Consider the following 21706-nt stretch of genomic DNA (forward strand, 5'->3'; position numbering starts at 1 on the left):
AATGAATTCTCCTCACATGGATTACAGCCTCGCGCCGCGTGCCAGCGGCCCGGTGTCTTGGCTGGAAACGCTGTTGGTCACCGGCGCAGCCATCGGCCTCGGCTTGTGGCTGGCCCCCGAAGACCCGCTGCAAATGCACGCCGGTTTTCCCTGGCCGGTGCTGGCGCCGTTGTTGTTAGGCGTGCGCTACGGTTTCGTGCGCGGCTTGCTCAGCGCCAGCCTGTTGGTGGCGGCACTGTTTGCACTGCGTTACATCGGGCATGAAGCCTACGCCCAGCTCGATCCGTCCTTCATTGTCGGCGTACTGGTCAGCGGCATGCTGGTGGGCGAGGTTCGCGATCTGTGGGAACGGCGCTTGCAGCGTCTGCAGATGGCCAACGATTACCGCCAGTATCGGCTCGACGAATTCACCCGTGCGCACCAGATTTTGCGGGTCTCCCACGACCTGCTGGAACAGCGCGTGGCGGGCAGCGATCAGAGCTTGCGCAGTTCGTTGCTGGGCTTGCGCGAAAAGCTCCGAGTGATGCCTGACGAAGGCGATGCACTGGCCGCACTGGCGGATCCGATCGTGGCCATGCTGGGACAGTACGGCACGTTGCGCGTGGCCGGGCTGTACCGCGTCGATGAGCGCGAAGAGAACGTGTTGCCCGAAGCCTTGGCGACCATCGGCGTCATGGGGCCTTTGGGCACTGAAGACGGTCTGGTCAAGCTGTGCCTGGAGCGTGGCGAACTGGTCAGCGTACGTCAGGAACTGATTGATGCCGGCAGCTCGGCGCAGTTCTCGTCGTTGCAGGCCTGCATTCCGCTGATCGATGCCGAGGGGCGTTTGCTGGCGATTCTGGCGGTGCGGCAGATGCCGTTCTTCGCTTTTCAGGATCGTACCTTGAGCTTGCTGGCGTTGCTCGCCGGGCACATCGCCGACCTGCTGCGCCGCGACCCGCAAGTGCTGCAATTGGCCGACGCCGATGCGCAGCAGTTCACGCTGCAACTCAAGCGTTCGCTGGTGGACGTCGAGCAACACAAACTGGCGGCCGGTCTTTTCGCCTTCGAAATAACCCGTCCCAACGATGAGCTGTCGCGTCTGTTCGAACGCAGCCAGCGTGGCCTCGATCTGCAATTGCCGCTGCGTAACAACCGCGATCATCAGCTGTTGCTGGTGCTATTGCCGTTGACCAGTCCGCAAGGCACCGAAGGTTATCTGGCGCGGATGAACCTGATGCTGCACGAACACTTTGGCATTGAAAGCAGCCTCGACAGCCTTGGCGTCCGGGTATTGCCGTTTAACCTGGAGCCTGGCTGTGAACGCAACGGGCTGCGTAATTTCCTGTTCAACGAGTGTGGCCTGAATGATCAGCAAGTGGCTGTTTAGCGGAGCCTTGTTGTTAGAGGCGGGCAGTTGGGCCAGTTTGTGGCTCGCGGCGCCCGAGTTACAACAATTGCTGGTGTTCACCCTCAGCCATGGCCTGGCCTGCGTGATGTTGTGCGCGGCCGTGTGGCTGTTGCTGCCGGCGCGCTACCGTTCGCCGCTGCCGTGGAGCCCGCTGTTTATTTTCAGCCTGGCGTTCTTCGTGCCGGTGCTCGGCGCGGTCGGTGTGGTAGCAGCGATCTTCCCGGCGCTGTACCTGCCGCGTAAACGCGACAAGCAAGCGTGGCAAGCGGTGGGCATCCCGAAACTGCCGTTTCGGGCACAGTCGCAATTGCACTCGCCGATCTTTGCCGATGGCGGTTTGCAGGACGTGTTGCGTCATGCGCCGGATCCGGATCAGCGTCTGGCCGCGTTGTTGGCCACTCGGCGCATGCCCGGCAAAGAAGCGGTGCCGATCCTCAAACTGGCTCTCGCTGACCCGAGTGACGATGTGCGGCTGCTGGCGTATTCGATGCTCGACAAGCAGGAAAGCGACATCAACCTGCACATCCAGATCGCGCTTGGCGAACTGGTCGATGCCAGCGCCAAAGCGGCGGGTGCGCTGCACGGCAGGCTGGCGCGCTGGTATTGGGAGCTGGCGTATCTGGGCCTGGCCCAAGGCAGTGTGCTCGACCACGTGCTCAATCAAGCCAGCGAACATGCCGAGCTTGGCCTGGCCGCGGGCGAGGGCGGTGAGTTGGTGCTGCTGGCTGGGCGCATCGCGCTGGAGCGTGGCGACGTCGAGCGTGCCGAGGTGCTGCTGAGTCAGGCTCAGGAAAACGGCATGGGCGCGGCACAAGTGCTGCCGTTTCGCGCCGAACTGGCGTTCGAGGCCGGCCGGTACCACGAAATTCCCGCACTGCTCGCACGCCTTCCCGAGGAAACCCGTCAGCGGCCGCCGTTCGCCGCATTGGTCAGGAGCTGGACATGAGTCACAAGGAACAGGCACCGGTTGCCGACATCTGTCTGCTGCTCGAAGGCACCTGGCCATACGTGCGCGGCGGCGTTTCCAGCTGGATTCACCAGATGATCCTCGGCCTGCCGGAACTGACCTTTTCGGTGATGTTCATCGGCGGCCAGCGTCAGGCCTATCCGACCCGGCGTTACGAAGTGCCGGCGAACGTGCTGCACATCGAAGAAGTGTTCCTCGAAGATGCGACGCATCCGGCCGATTCCCTGCTGGTGCCCCGCGAGGCCGATGAACAGCAGTTGCAGGACTTGTATCGCTTCCTGCATCACCCGGATGCGCCAGACCGGGCGCTGGGCGAACGCTTGCTCGATTGCATCGCCCAGGGCCGCATGACCCTCGACGATGTGCTGCGCAGCCGTGCCAGTTGGGAGTCGTTGAGCGAAGGCTATCGGCAGCATTGCGCCGACCCGTCCTTCGTCAATTATTTCTGGACCCTGCGCGCGATGCAGTCGCCGTTGCTGATGCTCGCCGAAGCCGCGCAACGCATGCCGAAAGCACGGGTGCTGCATTCGATTTCCACCGGGTATGCGGGCTTTCTGGGATGCATCCTCAAGCAACGCTGGAACTGCACCTACCTGCTCAGTGAACACGGGATCTACACCAAGGAACGCAAGATCGACCTGGCCCAGGCCAGCTGGATCGCCGAGAGTTCCGGCCAGGCGCTGAACCGCAGCCTCGACGCCGGCTCGGGTTACATCCGCACGTTGTGGGTGCGTTTCTTCGAGCGCATCGGCCAGCTGACGTACAACAGCGCCGACAACATCATCGCGCTCTACGACGGCAACCGTCAGCGGCAGATCAAGGACGGCGCCCTCGCGGCCCGCACCCAAGTCATTCCGAATGGCATCGACCTGCCGGTGTGGACCGCGGCGCTGGAATCCCGCGCTCACGGGATTGCGCCCGTGGTCGGTTTGATCGGGCGTGTGGTGCCGATCAAGGACGTGAAAACCTTTCTGCGGGCGATGCGCGGCGTGATCAGCGCCATGCCGCAAGCCGAAGGCTGGATCGTCGGCCCCGAAGAGGAAGACCCGGAATACGTCAGCGAATGCCGCAGCCTGATGGCCAGTCTGGGCCTGGAAGGCAAGGTGCATTTCCTCGGCTTCCAGCGCATTCAGGACATCCTGCCTAAACTCGGCCTGATGGTGCTGACCTCGATCAGTGAAGCGCAGCCGTTGGTGATCCTCGAAGCCTGGGCCGCCGGTACGCCGGTGGTCAGCAGCGACGTGGGTTCGTGCCGCGAGTTGATCGAAGGTGGCAGCGCCGAAGACCGAGACCTGGGGCACGCCGGCAAAGTGGTGGCGATTGCCGATCCACAAGCCACGAGCGCCGCGATCCTTGAACTGTTGCGCAGCCCGCGACGCTGGCAGGCCGCCCAGGCCAGCGGTTTGTTGCGGGTCACTCGTTATTACACCGAAGCCTTGATGCTGCAGCGTTACCGCGACCTGTATCAAGCCGCCATGGAGAACAGCTGAATGGCCGGTATTGGCTTTGAACTGCGAAAAATCCTTTCGCGCGATTCCTACACGGCGACCTTGCACGCCTACGTCTACGCCGGGCTGATCAGCTCCGGGCCGTGGGTATTGTCGATCATCAGCGTGATGCTGGTGGGCATCATCAGCATCGGCTTGCTGCTGCCGAACATGCTGGTCGGGCAGTTCCTGGTGACGGTGACGTACCTGATGGCCACCTCGTTGATCCTGACCGGCGGCTTGCAGTTGTTCTTCACCCGCTTCGTGTCCGACCGCTTGTTCGAGCACAAGTACGATCAGATCCTGCCCAACTTGTTGGGGGTGTTGTTGCTGGTCACCCTCGGCGCCGGGTTGTTGGGGATCGTCGTGCTGGGCTTGTTGTTCGATGAGCCGCTGATTTACCGCGTGCTGGTGTTGGCGAACTTCGTGGTGCTGTGCAATTTGTGGCTGGTGATCATCTTCCTCTCAGGGATGAAAGCCTATAACCGCATTCTGCTGGTGATGCTGGTGGGTTATACGCTGATGGTCGCAAGTGCCTACGTGCTGAGCTTTTTGCAGATGCCGGGCTTGCTGCTGGCGTTGCTGATCGGGCACAGCACGCTGCTGTTTCTGTTCCTCTACGACATCCTGCGCGAGTACCGTGCCGAGAAACTGATCGCCTTCGATTTCCTCGATCGTCGCAACGTTTTCCTCAGCCTGCTGGCCACCGGTTTTTTCTACAACCTGGGCATCTGGATCGACAAATTCCTGTTCTGGTTCAACCCCGGCACCTCCAACGAAATCGTCGGCCCGCTGCGCGCCTCGATCCTTTACGACTTGCCGATCTTCCTCGCGTACCTGGCGATCATCCCCGGCATGGCGGTGTTTCTGGTGCGCATCGAGACTGATTTCGCCGAGTGGTACGACCGCCTGTTCCGGGCGATCCGCGAAGGCGAAACCCTGCAACACATCGGGCAGCTGAAAACCGAAATGACCTTGTCGATCCGTCAGGGTTTGCTGGAAATCTGCAAGGTGCAGGGGCTGACGGCGGTGCTGCTGTTCCTGTTCGCACCGCGCCTGCTGGAGTGGCTGGGCATCTCCAGTTATTACCTGCCGCTGTTCTACATCGACGTGATCGGCGTGAGTATTCAGGTGGTGTTCATGGCGTTGCTCAATGTGTTCTTCTACCTCGACAAACGTACTGTGGTGCTGGAGCTGTGCGTGCTGTTTGCGGTGTTGAACGCCATGTTGACGCTGTTCAGCATGTACCTGGGGCCAAGCTTCTTCGGGTATGGGTTTACGCTGTCGTTGCTGATCTGTGTATTGCTGGGTTTACACAGGCTTTCAACGGCGCTGGAAGATCTGGAGTACGACACGTTTATGTTGTCTCGCTGATCGTTCTTTCAGACGTGAAAAAAGGCACTGGCGGTTTTCGCTCAGTGCCTTTTTTTCGTCCGACTGACGTCACTTGTGAGTCTGGGTTGCGCTGCTAGGCTTGAACTCCCGGCCCCATCATCTGTTGCTTCCCACCAGGAGTCACGATCATGAGCACTGCACTGGAAACCGTTCTATACACCGCCAAAACCCACACCGTCGGCGGCCGCACAGGCACTGGCAAATCCAGCGATGGGGAGCTTGATGTCAAATTCAGCTCGCCGGGATCGGGTAAACCCGGCACCAATCCGGAGCAACTGTTTGCACTGGGTTATTCCGCTTGTTTCATCGGTGCGATACAGGTGGCGGCGGGTAAGTTGAAAATCAAACTACCGGAAGACACATCGGTGGATGCCGAGGTGGATTTGGGCAAGATCGGTAGCGGGGACTTTCAGCTGGCGGTCAGGTTGAACGTCAACATTCCCGGGCTGGAGGAGGGTGTGAAGCGGGAACTGGCGGAGGCTGCGCATCAGATCTGCCCGTATTCGCGGATGACGCGGGGGCATGTGTCGGTGGATTTGAAAGTGCTTTAAACCCCAGTCACCCACCAGACTAATGTGGGAGCGAGCCTGCTCGCGATAGCGATTGTTCATTCTACCTGGATGTCGACTGACACACCGCCATCGTCGGAACGCCGCCCGGAGCCGGCTCACTCCTACAGGTGATCTCCAGCGAACACAAAATCTGTGTGCGACAAAAATCCAGTGTGGGAGTGAGCCTGCTCGCGATAGCGATTGTTCATTCTACCTGGATGTCGACTGACACACCGCCATCGTCGGAACGCCGCCCGGAGCCGGCTCACTCCTACAGGTGATCTCCAGCGAACACAAAATCTGTGTGCGACAAAAATCCAGTGTGGGAGTGAGCCTGCTCGCGATAGCGATTGTTCATTCAACCTGGATGTCGACTGACACACCGCCATCACGAGCATGCTCGCTCCCACAGGGGATCAACTGCGTGGCGCAGATTTCGGCACCACAACGTTATCCAGCATCCGATTCACCGCCAGTTCCGCCAGCATCACAATCTGCTGAATCGCCATCGCCGTATGCCTATGCGGACCTTCCAGATACCCCGCAAAATCACCCGCCATCACACTGGCCTGGGCTAACGATTCACAGGTATGGGCGAGCAGGTCCTCGTCCTTGATGTCCGGCGCAACGAGAAACATCGTGCTCGGCTTGCGGGATACAGGGGATTTCAGGGCGGAGGGATTGAGGTAGTGATCGAGCGCGCGGTCGGCGGCGTCGTGGAGTTTTTTTGAATCGATGGATTCGTAGGGGGAAACGTCGTCCGGGGCGGGCGGGTTTGGTGTTTCTTTAATCATCGCAAGATCGTCCATTTAAGTCTTTGGAGCTGCCACTCTTCCGATTCCACTCGAATGGGTGGCAACTGTGCGCGGGGTGGAAAAACCGAGATAAACGGACAAAACCCGGCAGACCCGAAGGCCTCCCACGCACAGCCGCCATAACTTGAACCTACGGCCGAAAAAAAGCGCCACAGTATGCCATGAGGGACATGTTTGTTTATCTTCGGGTTTCCACACCCGATCGCTGATGTGCAGCGACCCACAAAGCCTATCCACTCACCTTCCTACCCGACAACCGCCGGAACCTGTCGGAAACATCCCCAAGAATCACGGCGTCTGTAGGACCAGAACGAGATCTTTTGTTTAAAAGATGCTTCCAAAGTCAGCGGTTTCTGCGAGCCCCGAGTCTAGTTCGAAGCCCCAACCCCAAACTTCAATCCACCCCAATTCCAGCCTTTCGATTGCCTCGTAAAGCAGCCAGCCTGATTTTTGAGCTCGACATCACAGGCGATCGGCCCTGTCTTGTTGGTGTCAGTGGTGCGGTCGTTGTAGTGCGCACAACCGGACGTCAGGGAAAGGGTCAACGCGGCAATCAGTACTTTGAATTTTATGGCGGCATCCTTGCGGGTAAATCGCCAGCATAGGTCTGGTTGTGTTTAACCACAAATCACCAACCCCCAGATGCAACAAAACCCGCACTTGGCGGGTTTTGTCTTGCTTCGTATTTGGCGGAGCCGGGGGGATTTGAACTTGGCTATTTTATTCCCAGTTTTATTGGTCTTCACAGATCTGGTAGGTTTTTGGGATTACAGCTCGATCATGTCAGCGATCTGAAAGCCAAGATTTGTGAGCTCGTTCATCTCCCCTTTGTCACCTCGTGCAACGACCAATCCTTTAGCGCGCAAATCTTCGAGGGCATGCTCCCACTTTGCAATTTCGCGCCGGTCCCGACTGCCAACGAGGTTTTTGCCATTTGTCTGCACATTGGTGCCGTTCAGGTGACGGAGATACATGATGATTCCATGCGGATCCTGACTCGCTTGCTTCAACAAAACCCGAGCTTCGGCTGTCAGTTCGGGAATTTCCGTTTTGGACTCAACTAGTTCTGTAACGTGCGGATTTTCAGATCTGTAAAATAGGGGGTGTTGATTTACCTTCAATTGCAGCTGGCGGTAGAGCTTCGTTTTAAAGTCAGCATGACTGTCATAGCTTTCGTACAGCCCTCTGCGTTGGCAATCAGCTTTGAATTTTTTAACGCTTGCCACCTGCTCCAAGTCGACCATATCCATGGCCACAGGTTGAGAAGAGAAATAAAGCATTGCGGGTTTTCCAGATTCGATATGCCTTTCCAATTCCTCGACGGTGCCGCTCGCATAGCCATCAGTGGCGGTACCGATTCGCGTCCAGAATACCCCTACAAGTAGATCGCAGTTCTCAACGATTTGTTTGTTGATAATTGCTTGCGGCGGGGCACCCATCTCAGGAGATGAATGTGACTCCCATCCAATAGGTAGTAGAACAATCTTCCTCAAGCTTGAGTTGACCGCATTCCACTCATAGATGACGTCACGAATAATTGCTCGTTCGGAAGCAACATCACCTGGAGACGCGATCATCACATTGAAGGTTTCAGCGGTATAGCTCATTGAACATCCTCTGCTCTCTCACTTTTCCGACTCTCAAGCTTTGATGATGGAGTCGGGTCTGGCTTAGCAGACAGGAGGGTCTCCCGCAGTACACGACCGCTGCCACTGTCTACTTTGTACACGGTTTTTTCTACCAGAAGAAATGTGCTTTTTCCGTCAGCCAAGATGAGTGTGCCTGTCAGTTTCGTGCCCTTATCAGTGATGAGAGAGTGTTGCTTGTCAAAGCCCCTACTGAGCTCCTGAGGAGTAAAGCCCTTCATATCAGCCTTGCTCATTTTTACGCCCTGTTGGACACCCATCGCTGGGGCAAAAAAGGCCATGAAAATCAGGAAACCAATCCAGCACGCAAGGCCGATAACGGTATCTGCTTTTGCATTCTTGACTACAAGCACGACAAAAGCTGCCGCAACTGCGATGAAGCAAAAGGCAAGAATGCCTGGGCCGATGATTGGGACGTAATTTGCTGCTGTCAGAGCGCCGGAGAACAGGCTTATGTAGCCATAAAGAAGCAGGTTAGGTGTACTCAACGCAATTTCGTTGGTATCGATACCGAAGCCATTGTAGTAGCCAACGAGAAGGGAGTAGCCATACACCACGAGTGCAGCTTGAAGGCCAATGCCGGCGTAATTGATGAGTTTGAATGCCAAGTCAGTGTTGGCTTCGGATCTCTTCAGCTCGGGTGTTTGCTTGTGAGCAGTTTTTTCCGGCGGATTTACGAGAGGATTTTGAGCTACTAGGGTAATGGGGGTTACTAACTCGACGCGAATCGATTTGTCTTTCTTCCAGAACACAGTGCATCCCTGCTTATTTTGACGGGATAGAACGATACCTAGATCGTTGCACTGCCGGCTAGCCCCACCTGAGAACGTTCAAAGAAAGGGGACGTATTTCTCGTCTGGCCTAATCACGCAATCGGTTTGTGCGAAACCTGAGCCTACTTCGAAGCACATGAGCTTAACGCTCAATCCGCCCAAATCTTGCTAGCAGCAGGACCGGCCTCTTCGCGGGCAAGCCTCGCTCCTACAGGTTTTGCGCTGGCCGTGGGGTTGTGCGCGGCGTTGAGAATTTCACAGGGACATGGGCGGACCCACACATCACCAACCCCCAGATGCAACAAAACCCGCACTTGGCGGGTTTTGTCTTGCTTCGTATTTGGTGGAGCCGGGGGGATTTGAACCCCCGTCCGCCAGTACTCCGCTGTCGGTACTACATGCGTAGCCGTTTCTATTAAGTTAACCCTCAGCGACCCGAAGGGCAGGGTGCTTTGGGCGAGTTGTGTAAGTTTTAGCCGCTTCGTCCACAACGTACTGCACGGCGATTCTGTTCTATATGACAATCACTTTGGGTTTACAGACATCCCCTGGTGATTGCTGGACCCGAAGGTACCAGAAGCTCAGGATCTAAAGCTGCTTACGCAGCGAGAGAGAATTCCTGGCCGTAGGTTTCGTCATTGGCAACTATAAGTAGTTGCAACAGTGGATTTACGAGTTCTGTTACCAACTCGGCATGCACCTAAAGTTTCGCGACCGGCGTCGAATCCTAAACGGCCCCGTGCCTGTTGCTCTGTGAATCATGGTGAGCAACAAGCCTGTGCAGTGTACGCCAACACGCGAGAGAAGGCCAACCCGAGGTTGGCCCACCACAGATTATGGGGTGGGTTGGTTGCGCTGTTGGTCAGCGAGTGACGATGCCTGAGTGGCCTCGGTGACGCATTTTTTGTCGTCCCCGGAGGCTTTGGACGCTTCGGCGCTGGCCATCAATCTTTTGATCTCCATTGTGGCGTTGCTGGAGCTCGCTGGCAGTGAACTCACTTTGTTTTTGAGTTCCTGCAGCTTGCTCGTACAAAGGTCGTTGTCCGCAGCAAATACGGGGGAGGCCAACATTGCAGCAGAGATGAAAATACCAGCGAGTGCGGTACGTTTCATGGGTATCTCCTTGAACTGATGGTCTCGGTGCTGCCGTATGGGTGGGCGGCTCGGCCGAGGTCGGAAAGCAAGCCACAATTTATGGGGCGTACTTAAAAGACTGCGGCATTGCGCAAGAATTCGGTTTTTGCAAAAAAGGCTATTAAAAAACTGCCTTATAGAAGTAATGGCAGTAAACAGGTGCGCCAGTTGCCTCTATTAGCTGGTGGGCTTTTCCAGGGCCTCGCTTCTGTGGGGCGCGTGGCTCCCGCTGATTCAGGCATGGTGTCGAGTTCTTTCCCCGCGATGCGGGCGGCTAACACATGACCTATCTCCAGATGCAACAAAACCCGCAATTGGCGAGTTTTGGTTTGTTCGTGTTGGGTGGCGCCAGAGGGGGTAGAAGGCCAACCCGAAGGTTGGCCTTTGCGGGGACTATTGTTTGCCACCGTCACTTAACTTCTGAAGTTCCTGCATGGTCTGGTTAGTCTCAGCGATGCAATCTTCAGTCCCTTTCTTGGTGCCCAATGCGTGATCGGCTTTGGCTTTCTTGACGGAGGCCGCCACCTGTTCAGTCATCTCCGGAGGAATCTGTGCCTTGGCATTTTCGATGGTTTTCAAGTTGACCGCACAGAGGTCTTCGGCGGCAAACGAGGTGGACGCCATCAGCGAGACAGTAACGAACAGACCTAACAGTACAGAACGTTTCATGTGTATCTCCTTGAACTGAGGGTCCAGGCTTCGCTGGCCGTCAGGACGGGCTGCCGAGTTTGGGTAAAGCCCGGTTTGTCCGGGCTTATTCTGTGGACTACGGCAGCGCATCAGGGTTCTATTTTTCTTGCATGACCCTCGCCTGCGTTACCCGATCCACCAAGTAGACCAGTCCGTGGTAATCAATTCCGCCGTGTTGCGTCAGCCCGATCTCACAGGTGCGACTGGTCGAAATCCCCTCGCTGCACTGCTGCACCGCATCCTTCAACGTTCTTAAAGAATGAGCGTTCAACTCCGGCGTGGTGAAACCCTTGTCGCCGGCAAAACCACAACAATGGATGCCCTCGGGAATGACCACGTTTTTGCTGCATTTGCGCGCCAGATCGATCAGCGCCTGGCTCTCGCCAAGGTGCTGGGTGCTGCAGGTGACATGCACCGCAATTGGCGCTTCCTGCGGTGTGAAATCCAGGCGATCCATCAAATGCGTACGGATGAAACGCACCGGGTCGTAAAGGTCCAGTCGAACTTCGCCCAAATCCTGAACCAGCCGCAACGTGCACGGGCTGGTGTCGCAATAAATCGGATCGAGCCCGCCGCGACTGGCGTGCAGCAACGCGCCGATCAGTTCCTGGCGTTTGTGTTCGGCCTGTTCGGCGTAACCTTTTGATGCAAATGGCTGACCGCAGCAAAGGCTGTCCTGGTTGTCGGGAAAGACTACCTGGTAGCCGGCTTTTTCCAGCAGCCCACGGGTTTTGTCGTGCAGCGACATCTGCTCTTTATCACCCGCCGCCGGGCCCATCACCCGCGAGACACACGCCGCGAGATAGACCACGCGAGGGCGCTCATCCGATACGACCGGGCTGAAGCGAATGGCTTTTTCCGGCTGCGGCATGGCGTTGGTCCATTGCGGGACCTGGCCTTTGGACAACTTGGTCAACGTCGCCGACAGCTTCGCCAGGCGTGGTGCGCCCAGGAGCATCCGCGCGCCATTGGCCACATGCAGGGTGAAACGTGCACCTTGCAACGCGGTGGCGAAATTTCCTTCCAGCCAGTTGGCGGTTTTCGTATGCGTCGCCTTGCGACCGCGAAGCTTTTTCACCAGCTCGCCGGTATTGATGCCTACAGGACAGCGTTGCGCACATAACCCTGTGGCGGCGCAGGTGTCGATGCCCTGGTATTCGTAGGCGGCTTCAAGTTCGGAGGTGTCGACGCCTGCGCGTTTCTTCGCCTGGATATCCCGCCAGATCACGATGCGCTGGCGCGGGCTCAGGGTCAGGCCTTTCGACGGGCAGACCGGTTCGCAAAAACCGCACTCGATGCACTTATCCACAATCTCGTCAGCGGCCGGCAGCGGTTTCAGGTGCTTGAGGTGGATCTGCGGATCCTCGCTGAGCACCACGTCCGGGTTGAGAATGCCGTTGGGATCGAGCAGGCGCTTGAGTTGCCACATCAGCTGATAGGCATCGCTGCCCCATTCCAGCTCGACGAAGGGCGCCATGTTGCGGCCGGTGCCGTGTTCGGCCTTCAGCGAACCGCCGAACTCCACCGCCACCAACTGCGCCACGTCGTCCATGAACGCCTGGTAGCGTGCGACTTCTTCCGGGTTGTTGAAGCCTTGGGTGAAGACGAAGTGCAGATTGCCTTCCAGCGCGTGTCCGAAAAGGATCGCTTCGTCGTAGTGATGTTTGTCGAACAGCTCGATCAGACGGTTCACACCGATGGCGAGTTGTTCCACCGGGAAGGTTACGTCTTCGATGATCACCGTGGTGCCGGTTTTGCGCACCGCACCGACGGCGGGGAAGGTGTCCTTGCGGATTGCCCAGAGTCGGGCGTTTTCGACCGGGTCTTCAGTGAAGTCGACCTGTTTTTCCACAGGGAACGAAGTCAACGACGCCATGATCTGCGCCAGTTGCTCCTGTAGCAAAGTGGACGATGCAGCGCGGGATTCAATCAGCAACGCGCAGGCATTGTTCGACAACTGTTGTACGAAAGCCGGCATGCCGGGTTTGTCCTGCACCGAACGCAGGCTGCGACGGTCCAGCAGTTCGACGGCCGACACCGGTTGGCTTTTCAGCGCAGTTACGGCGTTGCAGCAGGTTTCCACATCCGGGAACACGATCAGCGCCGAGGCTTTGTTCGGGTGGTCGATCACGGTGTCGTAGGTCACCGCGCTGATGAAGCCGAGCGTGCCTTCGGAACCCACCAGCAAGTGGCTCAAGATATCCACAGGCTCGTCGAAATCCACCAGTGCATTGAGTGACAGGCCGGTGGTATTTTTCAGACGGTATTTATGGCGGATTCTGGCAGCCAGTTCGGCATTGGCGCGGGTCTCGCGGCCCAAGGTCGCCAGACGTTCGAGCAGTGAGGCATGACTCTGGCGAAACGCCGTGACGCTCGCCGCATCCTCGGTATCGAGACGGCTGCCGTCGGCCAGCACCAGACGAATGCCGGCCAGCGTATGATAGGTATTCTGCGCCGTGCCGCAGCACATGCCGCTGGCGTTGTTGGCCACGATGCCGCCGATTTTGCAGGCATTGATCGAGGCCGGGTCCGGGCCGATCTTGCGCCCGAACGGCGCCAGCCACGCGTTGGCCTGTGCGCCGATCACGCCGGGTTGCAGGCGGATTTGCGTGCCTTGGCCGCGGATCTCGCGACCGTTCCAGTTATCCCCAAGCACGATCAGCACTGAATCGCTGATGGCCTGGCCGGAAAGACTGGTGCCGGCCGCGCGGAAGGTCACCGGGACTTGATCCCGTTGCGCCAGTTTGAGCAGCGCGACCACTTCATCTTCGGACTCGACACTGATCACCAGTTTCGGAATCAGCCGATAGAAACTGGCGTCGGTGCCGAAGGCCAAAGTCGACAAGGGGTCGTCGAAACGTCGCTCTTGGGGAATCAGTTGCTGCGCATCTCGCAGGAAAGCCGCCGGTAGAGTCATTGGTCCTCCAGGATCAAAACCACCAGGTCTTTCGGACCGTGTGCGCCGTAGGCAAGGACTTGCTCGATGTCAGCGGTTTTCGACGGGCCGGAGACCAGCAACGCGTTAGTCGGCATGCCCTGAGCCCATTCAAATTCCTGCTGTACCTGATAGAAGTTGTCGCGGATCTCACTGGCCTTGAGCAGGGCGAAATGCACCGGCGGTACCAGGCTCATCAGGCGCGGTTCTTCCCGCGTCGGCCAGAGAATCAGACTACCCGTGGCCGCGATGGCGCCGAGGGTAGTGGTCAGGCTGGCCGGGGTGTCGTGGAACAGCTCGGCTTTCCATTCTTCAACCGGGCGGTCGTAGGACTTGAGTGTCGGCAGATCAGGATTGTTCGCCCAGTGCTGTGTGACGCGTTGCCCGTGAGGTGTAGTCGGCGCAATCAACAGGCTCGGCAACTGGCGATCTCGCAGCAATTGCGCGAGCAGTTCCGGCCAGCTTTCGCCTGACGTCAGATGGATTTCGGTGTGCACCGCTTCCATCAGTTTGCGCAGTTGCGTGATTCGTTGCTCGGCGGTGTAGGTGTAAGGTGCCGTCACCAATTCGACGTCGAACGCGTCAGGCACCGGTGTTGTGCCGATCAGACTTTTCCGTAACTTGGCGAGGATGTTTTGCTTGGCGCTCATCAACGGTCTCCCTGTTTGGCCAGATGCTCGCGGGCCATGTCATGCAGTGAGCGGGCAGCGGGTTGCGGTGCGCTATGGTTTTGCGTCCAGGGGCCGACGTTGCTTGGCGCAAGGGCGCGCAAGCGCGTAGCGAAAAAGCCGAACAGACGATACAGCGTCGGCGAACTGTTGAGCCTAGCCCAGGCGTTCCAGATAAAACGTTCTTTGCGCGAGTATTTGCTGCCCTGGCCGCGCATGACTTGATGCGGGCTGTCCGGCGCCTTGACGTTCTCTTCCCGTAGGCGACGCAGCAGTGCCGGGATAGGAATTTTTACCGGGCAGACTTCACCGCAAGCGCCGCACAACGACGACGCGCTCGGATGGTCCGGGACGTTTGCCAGGCCGACCATGTGCGGGGTGATGATTTTTCCGATAGGCCCGGGGTAAACCTCCCCATAGGCGTGGCCGCCGATTCGGGTGTAGACCGGGCAATGATTCATACAGGCGCCGCAGCGAATGCAGTTCAGGGTCTGGCGCAATTCGCTGTCGGCAAAGGCCTGGCTGCGACCGTTGTCGAGCAGGACCAGATGCACTTCCTGGGGGCCGTCGAGTTCATGTTCCTTGCGCGGGCCGGAGATCATGTTGACGTAGGTGGTGATCGGCTGGCCGAGGGCCGAGCGCGTCAGCAGCGACAGGAGCGGCACCACGTCGCGCAGGTTTTCCACGACTTTTTCGATACCGGTGACGGCGATGTGCACCGGCGGCACCGTGGTGGTCATGCGCCCGTTGCCTTCGTTTTCCACCAGCAGCAGGGTGCCGGTTTCGGCCACGGCGAAGTTGACGCCGGAGACGCCGATGTCCGCTTCGAAGAATTTCTGTCGCAAGACTTTGCGACCGATCTGAATGAGTTGGTCAACGTCCTTGGTGTACTCCACGCCAAGTTTGTCGTGGAACAAGGACGCGACCTGACCGGCATTCTTGTGGATCGCCGGCATAATAATGTGTGAAGGCTTCTCGTGGTCGAGCTGGACGATGTACTCGCCCATGTCCGATTCCAGGCATTCAATGCCCCGGTCAGCGAGGAAGTGATTCATCTCCATCTCTTCGCTGACCATCGATTTGCCCTTGATCACTTGCCGCCCCTCGTGAGCGCGGATGATCGAGAGGACGATGCCATTGGCTTCGTCCACCGTTTCCGCCCAGTGCACTGTCACACCGTTGCGGGTCAGGTTCTGTTCAAGCTGTTCGAGCAGGTCGGGCAACTTGGATAAAGCACGGGCGCGGACAGCGTTGCCCAGCACTCGCAAATGTTCTCTTTCATGGGCATCGCTGAAGGACGCTGCCCGTTTTGTCATCAGTGAATCCATCGCAGTGCGAAAGTTGCTTCGCAGCTGCTTGTCACCCAATGCCTTGTGGGCCCTGGTGCGAAAATCTTCTTCCACGGCAACCGTAGGAATAATCGCGGAAGCGTTCATAGAACACCTCCGGTTCGCTGCCAAAGGAAACTGGCCAGGTGTTGACCGCGTAGCGCTTCCTTCTGTTTCTCCAGTGAGCCGTTGATGTTCATCAGGCAACCGCAATCGGCACTCAGTACCTGGTGCGCGCCGGATTCCTTCAACGACCGGGTCTTGTCAGCCACCATCGCGCCGGAAATGTCTGGCATACGGACGCTGAAAGTCCCACCGAAGCCACAGCATTCACTTTCGTGGCTGTGGTCGACTCGCTCCACGTTGCTCAGTTGCGACAACAGCTCGCGACCGTGCAGGTGGGTATTCATTTCACGGCGTGCCGAGCACGACGTGTGAAGCGCCACTTTGACTGGTGTGCCGCTGTCCTTGAGCTGCACTTTGCAGACAAACAACAGGAACTCGGCCAGTTCATAAGTCCGGGCGGCAAGCGCCTGGACTTGCTTCAACGTTTGCGGCTCGTCCTTGAACAAGTCGGCGTAGTGTTCACGCAACATCCCGGCACACGATCCCGACGGCACCACCACCGGATAATCCCCGGCGAACAGCGCCAACTGCGAGCGCGCCACGGTCCTTGCCTGCTCGGTGTAACCCGAGGTGTAAGCCGGTTGCCCGCAGCAGCTTTGCCCTTGCGGGTATTCGACACGGATGCCTTCGCGTTCCAGCAAGTGGATCGCGTCCATCCCGGCTTCGGGGTAGAACAAATCCACCACGCAGGTCCCGAACAGGTAGACCCGTGACGGTTTCTCGCTGGGGTATTGCCGAGGCTCGGGCAGTGGCGGGGCGACACGGGTCGCGTTCGGCACGGCGTTGTAAAAAAGCTCGCTCATCAGGCGTGTCTCCGGGTGGGCCCGGTTATCCGTCCGCTGAGGCCGCTGAATATAGAGAGGGAAGCTTTCAGCAGCCTTACAGACCGGGTTGTGAATAGCTGACGCCGGAATCGTGGTCCGGCGTCGGTTTTTGCGTTTTAGCGTGTAGGACTTAGTGCACCAACATGCCGGTGAGCCAATAGGCCTGGATGTAGGTAATCAGGCCGACAATCGTTGCGAAGAACAGGCTGTGCTTTAGGGTGAAGCGGAACAGGTCCGATTCCTTACCCACCAGACCGGTCGCGGCGCAGGCCACGGCGATCGATTGAGGCGAGATCATCTTGCCGGTCACGCCGCCGCTGGTGTTTGCCGCAACCAACAGCACATCGCTCACGCCGATCTGGTGTGCGGTAGTCGCTTGCAACGAACTGAACAGCGCGTTGGACGACGTATCGGAACCGGTCAGGAACACGCCCAGCCAGCCGAGGAATGGTGAGAAGAACGGGAATGCTGCACCGGTGCCTGCCAATACCAGCGCCATGGTCGAAGACATGCCCGAGTAGTTGGTGACAAAGGCGAACGCCAAGACCATGCCGATCGACAGAATCGGCCAGCGCAGCTCGTAAAAGGTCTCTCTCAAAGTGGTCAGACCAGTTTTGATATTGATCTTCAGCACCAGCATCGAGATCAGGGCGGAGAAGAAAATCGCCGTGCCGGTCGCGGAAATCGGATCGAGTTTGAACACCGCCGGGATGGCGGTCGGCGCGGTCACGATCGGAGCGACCTTGATCACCATTTGATCCAGGTGCGGGATGGCAAAGTTGAACACCCAGCTGTACATCGAACCGCCGGCGGCGAACATGGCCTTGAACGGTTTCAGGGTCCAGATAGTGACCAGCACGGTGAGGATCAGGAACGGCGACCAGGCTTTGACGATTTCGAACAGGCTGTAAGGCGACGCCACGCTGGTGCGCGGTTGGCCGAAACCACCGGCGCTGGCGGTCACCACGGACGCCGAGACGGCGCCAGCGATGTGTTGGCCGGCGGCGCGTTTTGGCTGCCAGACTTTCAGGAACAGCGTCAGGGAGATCAGGCTGGCCAGCGCCGAGGTGATGTCCGGCAGCTCAGGGCCGATGAAGTTCGACGTGAAATATTGGGTGATGGCAAAGCTCAAGCCAGCCACCAGTGCAGCAGGCCAGGTCTCCCGAACGCCGCGCAGGCCATCCATCATGAACACCAGCCAGAATGGCACGAACAGCGACAGCAACGGCAGTTGGCGGCCGGTCATGGCGCCGATCTTGAACGCGTCGATGCCGGTCACTTGCCCGGCCACGATGATCGGAATCCCCAAGGCACCGAAGGCTACCGGCGCGGTGTTGGCAATCAGGCACAGGCCGGCGGCGTACAGCGGGTTGAAGCCCAGTCCTACCAGCAATGCGGCGGTAATCGCTACCGGCGCACCGAAACCGGCTGCACCTTCCAGGAACGCACCGAAGCAGAAACCGATCAGCAGAACCTGCAAACGCTGGTCGTCGGTGATCGACAACACCGAGCTGCGGATAACTTCGAACTGGCCACTCTTGACCGTCAGTTTGTAGAGGAACACCGCCGCGACAATGATCCAGGCGATGGGCCACAGGCCGTAGGCGAAGCCATAGCCTGCGGCGGCGAAGGCCATATCGACCGGCATCTGGAAGGCAAAGATCGCCACGGCAATCGACAGCGCCAGCGTGATGCTGCCGGCCACGTGCCCTTTGAGGCGGAACACCGCCAACGCCAGGAAGAAAAACACGATGGGGATAACGGCCGCGAGCGCGGAAACGCCAAGGCTGCCGAGCGGGGTATAGAGCTGTTGCCAGGTTTGCATATGGGGTGGCCCCTAATTGTTGTTGGTCAGGCACTGGTCAGCGTTCTTGGATAATTGGTAATACCAATTTACAATCGCTGTTGGCTAGGGTAAAAGCCTTGTAGGCGGTGTGTCAATTTGTCGCCCTAAAACTTTTGTCGAATAAGCGCCGTGGCGTGCGTTTGATCCGCCTTAACAAATGCCGTCTGGTAGGTGCTGGCACAGCGCCGATAGGCCAGAATAGAGAGCCCGGCGAGCCGTCGGGACCGTGGAGAATTGAGTTATGGGGTTTGATCAGATTCGTCAGCGCCGTTTGTCTGACGATATTGTCGAGCAGCTCGAGGGGATGATCCTCGAAGGCACGTTGAAGTCTGGCGAGCGCTTGCCGGCCGAACGCGCGTTGGCCGAGCAGTTCGGCGTGTCACGCCCTTCGTTGCGCGAGGCAATCCAGAAACTGGCGGCCAAGGGCTTGTTGGTCAGTCGCCAGGGCGGTGGCAATTATGTGGTGGAGTCACTGGGTTCGACTTTCAGCGATCCGCTGTTGCACTTATTGGAAAGCAACCCCGAAGCCCAGCGTGATCTGCTGGAATTTCGCCATACGCTGGAAGCGTCCTGCGCCTATTACGCGGCACTGCGCGCCACGGATGTCGATCGTGAGCGATTGACGGCAGCCTTCAATGAGTTACAGGACTGCTATACGCGTCATGACGAAGTGAGCCGGGCGGAAGAGGGCGCGGCGGACGCAAAATTTCATTTGGCGATTGCCGAAGCCAGTCACAACGCAGTGCTGCTGCACACCATTCGTGGGTTGTTCGATCTGCTCAAACGCAACGTGGTGACCAACATTGGCGGCATGTACAAGCAACGCACGGAAACCCGCGACATGCTGATTACGCAGCACCGGGAGTTGTACATGGCGATTATCGAGGGAAGGGCCGAGCAGGCGCGGGAAGTCTCCAGCCGACACATCTTGTATGTGCAGGAAGTGCTGGAAGAAGTGCGTCAGGAAGTGCAGCGCATGGCCCGGGCGGAGCGGCGCAAGGGGATGTAGTCAGTTAGATTTGTATCGTTCGTGCGATTGCATTCGCGGGCAAGCCTCGCTCCTACAGATCACCCGATCCTGTAGGAGCGAGGCTTGCCCGCGAAGGGGGCCTCAAGGCGAAAGAATCAATCTTCCTTGCCCTTATTGCGTACCGCACGCTGCAACTCACGACCGGCGTCGCGTTCGCGCTCGGTATCGCGCTTGTCGTATTCCTTCTTACCCTTGCCCAGTGCGATCTCGCACTTGACCATGTGCTTGCTCCAATACCAGGACAGGCACACGCAGGCGTAACCTTTTTGCTGCACGGCGGCGGCGAGTTTTTCCAGCTCGCGGCGGTTGAGCAGCAACTTTCGGGTGCGGGTCGGATCAGCGATGACGTGAGTGCTGGCGGTCATCAGCGGCGTAATGTGACTGCCGAGCAACCAGGCTTCGCCATCCTTGAGCAGCACGTAACTGTCAACCAGTTGCAGCTTGCTTGCCCGCAGACTTTTTACTTCCCAGCCGGCCAGGACCAGACCAGCCTCGAACCGATGTTCGATGAAGTAATCGTGTCGCGCCTTTTTGTTCTGCGCGATGGTCCCTGTTGGGTGTTTCTTCTGTTTAGCCATAGGGGCGGCATTATAGGGAGTTGCACGCGAGTCGGCTACGGTATCGCTACGTGCTTGAGCAGGTTGATTGAATCCCGGACAATGCGCCCTCTTTTTTGAACGCTTGGGCGTGATAACGATGTCGACAGACAAGGTTTCTGTCCACGGCAGTTGGGCTAGCCGCTGGGTCTTCATACTCGCCGCGACCGGTTCGGCCGTGGGCCTGGGTAGTATCTGGAAATTCCCGTACATGGTCGGTGTCTACGGCGGCGGCGCCTTCGTGCTGATGTTCCTGGCCTGTATCGCACTGATCGGTGTGCCGGTCATGCTGGCCGAAACCCTGATCGGCCGCCGCGCGCGGCAGAGCCCGGCCAACGCCTTGAAGGTGCTGGCGGTGGAGGCGGGGCATTCGGGCAAGTGGTCCTGGGGCGCATTCGCCGGGATGATCACGGCGTTGCTGATCCTGTCTTTCTATAGCGTGGTCGGCGGCTGGTCGCTGGATTACATCATCGACATGGGCCGTGGCGACTTCCAGGGGGCAACGCCTGATCAGGTTGGTGCGTACTTTGGCAATGTGATCGCCGATCCATGGCGCCTGACACTTTGGCACACGATTTTCATGCTGCTGTCTGCCGTGGTCATCGCCAAGGGCGTGGTCGCCGGGCTTGAACGCAGCTTGCGGATCATGATGCCACTGCTCTTCGTGATGATTCTGGTGCTGCTCGGCTACAGCATGACCACCGGGCATTTCATGGAAGGCGTGCATTTCATGTTCGACTTTCACCCGGAAAAAGTCCTCGACGGCTTGTTGCCAGCCATGGGGCACGCCTTTTTCTCCCTGAGCGTGGGCGTTGGGTCGATCATGATTTACGGCGCTTACATGCCCAAGCATTCCTCGATCTCGGGCACCGTGGTCGGCGTGGCGCTGCTCGATACCTTCGTTTCGCTGGTGGCCGGTCTGGCATTGTTTCCGATTGTGTTTGCCGCGGGCCTGAACCCGAGCGAAGGCCCGGGCCTGATGTTCGTCAGCCTGCCATTTGCCTTTGGTAACGTAGCGTTCGGCCAGTTGATGGGCGTAGTGTTCTTCGTGCTGGTCGCGGTGGCTGCCTGGAGTTCGGCGATTTCCCTGCTTGAGCCGATGGTGGCTTACCTGGTTGAGCGCACGAAAGTCAGCCGCGCCTGGGTGACTTTCTGGCTGGCGTTTATCTGCTGGTTTGTCGGTCTGGGCACGGTGTTTTCCTTCAATATCTGGAAGGAAGCCAAGTTTTTCGTGAACGAAGGCGGGCTGTTCCATCTCTATCAATGGGGGGCGGCCGGTGGCCTGGACTTCTTTGGCGTGATCGATTTCTTCACTTCGCGGATCATGTTGCCACTCGGTGGTTTGTGTTTCGTGGTGTTTGCGGGTTGGGTGATGGGGCGTGAAGCGGTACGCGACGAGTTGTCGATCCGCAACCCTGCGTGGTTCGCTCTCTCCTTGTTCTTGATGCGCTATGTGGCGCCCCTCGGCATTCTCGTAGTGTTTGCCGCACAGCTGTGGAAGTGAC

At 58.3% G+C, this 21706-nt stretch carries 18 protein-coding genes and 1 other RNA gene; 7 read left to right on the forward strand and 12 right to left on the reverse strand.

The window, feature by feature from the left end:
* The first annotated feature begins 1 nt into the window (after position 1).
* The 5 genes from ACYZTY_RS02380 to ACYZTY_RS02400 all read left to right on the forward strand — a co-directional run bounded on the left by ACYZTY_RS02380 (position 2) and on the right by ACYZTY_RS02400 (position 5790).
* Complete coding sequence (locus tag ACYZTY_RS02380; protein ID WP_461957156.1) at positions 2-1369, forward strand: PelD GGDEF domain-containing protein; 1368 nt, start codon at positions 2-4, stop codon at positions 1367-1369.
* The gene (locus tag ACYZTY_RS02385) at positions 1347-2336 is read left to right on the forward strand and encodes a tetratricopeptide repeat protein (protein WP_461957157.1); all 990 of its coding nucleotides are present in this window, start codon (positions 1347-1349) and stop codon (positions 2334-2336) included. The genes ACYZTY_RS02380 and ACYZTY_RS02385 overlap by 23 nt, the downstream gene beginning before the upstream one ends.
* On the forward strand, positions 2333-3847 hold the full coding sequence (pelF, locus tag ACYZTY_RS02390; RefSeq protein WP_461957158.1) for a GT4 family glycosyltransferase PelF: 1515 nt from the start codon (positions 2333-2335) through the stop codon (positions 3845-3847). Before ACYZTY_RS02385 ends, pelF begins: the two co-directional genes overlap by 4 nt.
* Positions 3848-5218, forward strand: coding sequence for an exopolysaccharide Pel transporter PelG (pelG, locus tag ACYZTY_RS02395; RefSeq protein ID WP_461957159.1), 1371 nt, complete (start codon positions 3848-3850; stop codon positions 5216-5218).
* Positions 5219-5367: 149 nt separating this feature from the next.
* Positions 5368-5790 (forward strand): organic hydroperoxide resistance protein, encoded by a 423-nt coding sequence (locus ACYZTY_RS02400; RefSeq protein ID WP_461957160.1) that lies wholly within the window; start codon positions 5368-5370, stop codon positions 5788-5790.
* Positions 5791-6206: 416 nt separating this feature from the next.
* Here ACYZTY_RS02400 and ACYZTY_RS02405 read toward each other — a convergent pair whose 3' ends face one another.
* The 11 genes from ACYZTY_RS02405 to ACYZTY_RS02455 form a co-directional block, all read right to left on the reverse strand.
* The gene (locus ACYZTY_RS02405; protein WP_461959238.1) at positions 6207-6584 is read right to left on the reverse strand and encodes a DUF6124 family protein; all 378 of its coding nucleotides are present in this window, start codon (positions 6582-6584) and stop codon (positions 6207-6209) included.
* A 788-nt stretch (positions 6585-7372) separates the two neighbouring features.
* A complete protein-coding gene (locus ACYZTY_RS02410; protein WP_461957161.1) occupies positions 7373-8212 on the reverse strand; it encodes a DUF4062 domain-containing protein in 840 nt (279 codons plus the stop codon).
* Positions 8209-9003 carry a hypothetical protein gene (locus tag ACYZTY_RS02415; protein ID WP_461957162.1) on the reverse strand — a complete coding sequence of 265 codons (795 nt, stop codon included), beginning with the start codon at positions 9001-9003 and terminating at the stop codon, positions 8209-8211. Before ACYZTY_RS02415 ends, ACYZTY_RS02410 begins: the two co-directional genes overlap by 4 nt.
* A gap of 362 nt (positions 9004-9365) precedes the next feature.
* Positions 9366-9763, reverse strand: a transfer-messenger RNA (tmRNA) gene (gene ssrA / locus ACYZTY_RS02420).
* A 95-nt stretch (positions 9764-9858) separates the two neighbouring features.
* Positions 9859-10137 carry a hypothetical protein gene (locus ACYZTY_RS02425; protein WP_461957163.1) on the reverse strand — a complete coding sequence of 93 codons (279 nt, stop codon included), beginning with the start codon at positions 10135-10137 and terminating at the stop codon, positions 9859-9861.
* A gap of 414 nt (positions 10138-10551) precedes the next feature.
* Positions 10552-10827 (reverse strand): hypothetical protein, encoded by a 276-nt coding sequence (locus ACYZTY_RS02430; RefSeq protein ID WP_461957164.1) that lies wholly within the window; start codon positions 10825-10827, stop codon positions 10552-10554.
* 118 nt (positions 10828-10945) lie between these two features.
* Complete coding sequence (locus ACYZTY_RS02435) at positions 10946-13765, reverse strand: FAD-binding and (Fe-S)-binding domain-containing protein (RefSeq protein WP_461957165.1); 2820 nt, start codon at positions 13763-13765, stop codon at positions 10946-10948.
* Positions 13762-14433, reverse strand: coding sequence for a LutC/YkgG family protein (locus ACYZTY_RS02440; protein ID WP_461957166.1), 672 nt, complete (start codon positions 14431-14433; stop codon positions 13762-13764). Before ACYZTY_RS02440 ends, ACYZTY_RS02435 begins: the two co-directional genes overlap by 4 nt.
* Positions 14433-15887 carry a LutB/LldF family L-lactate oxidation iron-sulfur protein gene (locus ACYZTY_RS02445; RefSeq protein ID WP_461957167.1) on the reverse strand — a complete coding sequence of 485 codons (1455 nt, stop codon included), beginning with the start codon at positions 15885-15887 and terminating at the stop codon, positions 14433-14435. The genes ACYZTY_RS02440 and ACYZTY_RS02445 overlap by 1 nt, the downstream gene beginning before the upstream one ends.
* The gene (locus tag ACYZTY_RS02450; protein ID WP_461957168.1) at positions 15884-16708 is read right to left on the reverse strand and encodes a (Fe-S)-binding protein; all 825 of its coding nucleotides are present in this window, start codon (positions 16706-16708) and stop codon (positions 15884-15886) included. The genes ACYZTY_RS02445 and ACYZTY_RS02450 overlap by 4 nt, the downstream gene beginning before the upstream one ends.
* A gap of 151 nt (positions 16709-16859) precedes the next feature.
* Complete coding sequence (locus ACYZTY_RS02455) at positions 16860-18554, reverse strand: lactate permease LctP family transporter (RefSeq protein ID WP_461957169.1); 1695 nt, start codon at positions 18552-18554, stop codon at positions 16860-16862.
* A gap of 262 nt (positions 18555-18816) precedes the next feature.
* Here ACYZTY_RS02455 and ACYZTY_RS02460 point away from each other — a divergent pair, with 262 nt between their 5' ends.
* Positions 18817-19584, forward strand: a complete 768-nt coding sequence (locus tag ACYZTY_RS02460; RefSeq protein WP_438657954.1) for a GntR family transcriptional regulator — start codon at positions 18817-18819, stop codon at positions 19582-19584.
* 116 nt (positions 19585-19700) lie between these two features.
* Here the strand turns inward: ACYZTY_RS02460 and smpB are convergent, their stop codons facing one another.
* Positions 19701-20183, reverse strand: coding sequence for an SsrA-binding protein SmpB (gene smpB / locus ACYZTY_RS02465; protein ID WP_028623113.1), 483 nt, complete (start codon positions 20181-20183; stop codon positions 19701-19703).
* Between the two features lie 118 nt (positions 20184-20301).
* Here smpB and ACYZTY_RS02470 point away from each other — a divergent pair, with 118 nt between their 5' ends.
* A complete protein-coding gene (locus ACYZTY_RS02470; RefSeq protein ID WP_461957170.1) occupies positions 20302-21705 on the forward strand; it encodes a sodium-dependent transporter in 1404 nt (467 codons plus the stop codon).
* Position 21706 lies beyond the last annotated feature (1 nt).

It is taken from the genome of Pseudomonas sp. LB1P83 (assembly GCF_054897885.1).

What these genes read in the sequence shown, in the direction of transcription:
- ACYZTY_RS02380 (WP_461957156.1), top strand. Translation starts at nt 2, where the DNA reads ATGAATTCTCCTCACATGGATTACAGCCTCGCGCCGCGTGCCAGCGGC.
- ACYZTY_RS02385 (WP_461957157.1), top strand. Translation starts at nt 1,347, where the DNA reads ATGATCAGCAAGTGGCTGTTTAGCGGAGCCTTGTTGTTAGAGGCGGGC.
- pelF (WP_461957158.1), top strand. Translation starts at nt 2,333, where the DNA reads ATGAGTCACAAGGAACAGGCACCGGTTGCCGACATCTGTCTGCTGCTC.
- pelG (WP_461957159.1), top strand. Translation starts at nt 3,848, where the DNA reads ATGGCCGGTATTGGCTTTGAACTGCGAAAAATCCTTTCGCGCGATTCC.
- ACYZTY_RS02400 (WP_461957160.1), top strand. Translation starts at nt 5,368, where the DNA reads ATGAGCACTGCACTGGAAACCGTTCTATACACCGCCAAAACCCACACC.
- ACYZTY_RS02405 (WP_461959238.1), bottom strand. Translation starts at nt 6,584, where the DNA reads ATGATTAAAGAAACACCAAACCCGCCCGCCCCGGACGACGTTTCCCCC.
- ACYZTY_RS02410 (WP_461957161.1), bottom strand. Translation starts at nt 8,212, where the DNA reads ATGAGCTATACCGCTGAAACCTTCAATGTGATGATCGCGTCTCCAGGT.
- ACYZTY_RS02425 (WP_461957163.1), bottom strand. Translation starts at nt 10,137, where the DNA reads ATGAAACGTACCGCACTCGCTGGTATTTTCATCTCTGCTGCAATGTTG.
- ACYZTY_RS02430 (WP_461957164.1), bottom strand. Translation starts at nt 10,827, where the DNA reads ATGAAACGTTCTGTACTGTTAGGTCTGTTCGTTACTGTCTCGCTGATG.
- ACYZTY_RS02435 (WP_461957165.1), bottom strand. Translation starts at nt 13,765, where the DNA reads ATGACTCTACCGGCGGCTTTCCTGCGAGATGCGCAGCAACTGATTCCC.
- ACYZTY_RS02440 (WP_461957166.1), bottom strand. Translation starts at nt 14,433, where the DNA reads ATGAGCGCCAAGCAAAACATCCTCGCCAAGTTACGGAAAAGTCTGATC.
- ACYZTY_RS02445 (WP_461957167.1), bottom strand. Translation starts at nt 15,887, where the DNA reads ATGAACGCTTCCGCGATTATTCCTACGGTTGCCGTGGAAGAAGATTTT.
- ACYZTY_RS02450 (WP_461957168.1), bottom strand. Translation starts at nt 16,708, where the DNA reads ATGAGCGAGCTTTTTTACAACGCCGTGCCGAACGCGACCCGTGTCGCC.
- ACYZTY_RS02455 (WP_461957169.1), bottom strand. Translation starts at nt 18,554, where the DNA reads ATGCAAACCTGGCAACAGCTCTATACCCCGCTCGGCAGCCTTGGCGTT.
- ACYZTY_RS02460 (WP_438657954.1), top strand. Translation starts at nt 18,817, where the DNA reads ATGGGGTTTGATCAGATTCGTCAGCGCCGTTTGTCTGACGATATTGTC.
- smpB (WP_028623113.1), bottom strand. Translation starts at nt 20,183, where the DNA reads ATGGCTAAACAGAAGAAACACCCAACAGGGACCATCGCGCAGAACAAA.
- ACYZTY_RS02470 (WP_461957170.1), top strand. Translation starts at nt 20,302, where the DNA reads ATGTCGACAGACAAGGTTTCTGTCCACGGCAGTTGGGCTAGCCGCTGG.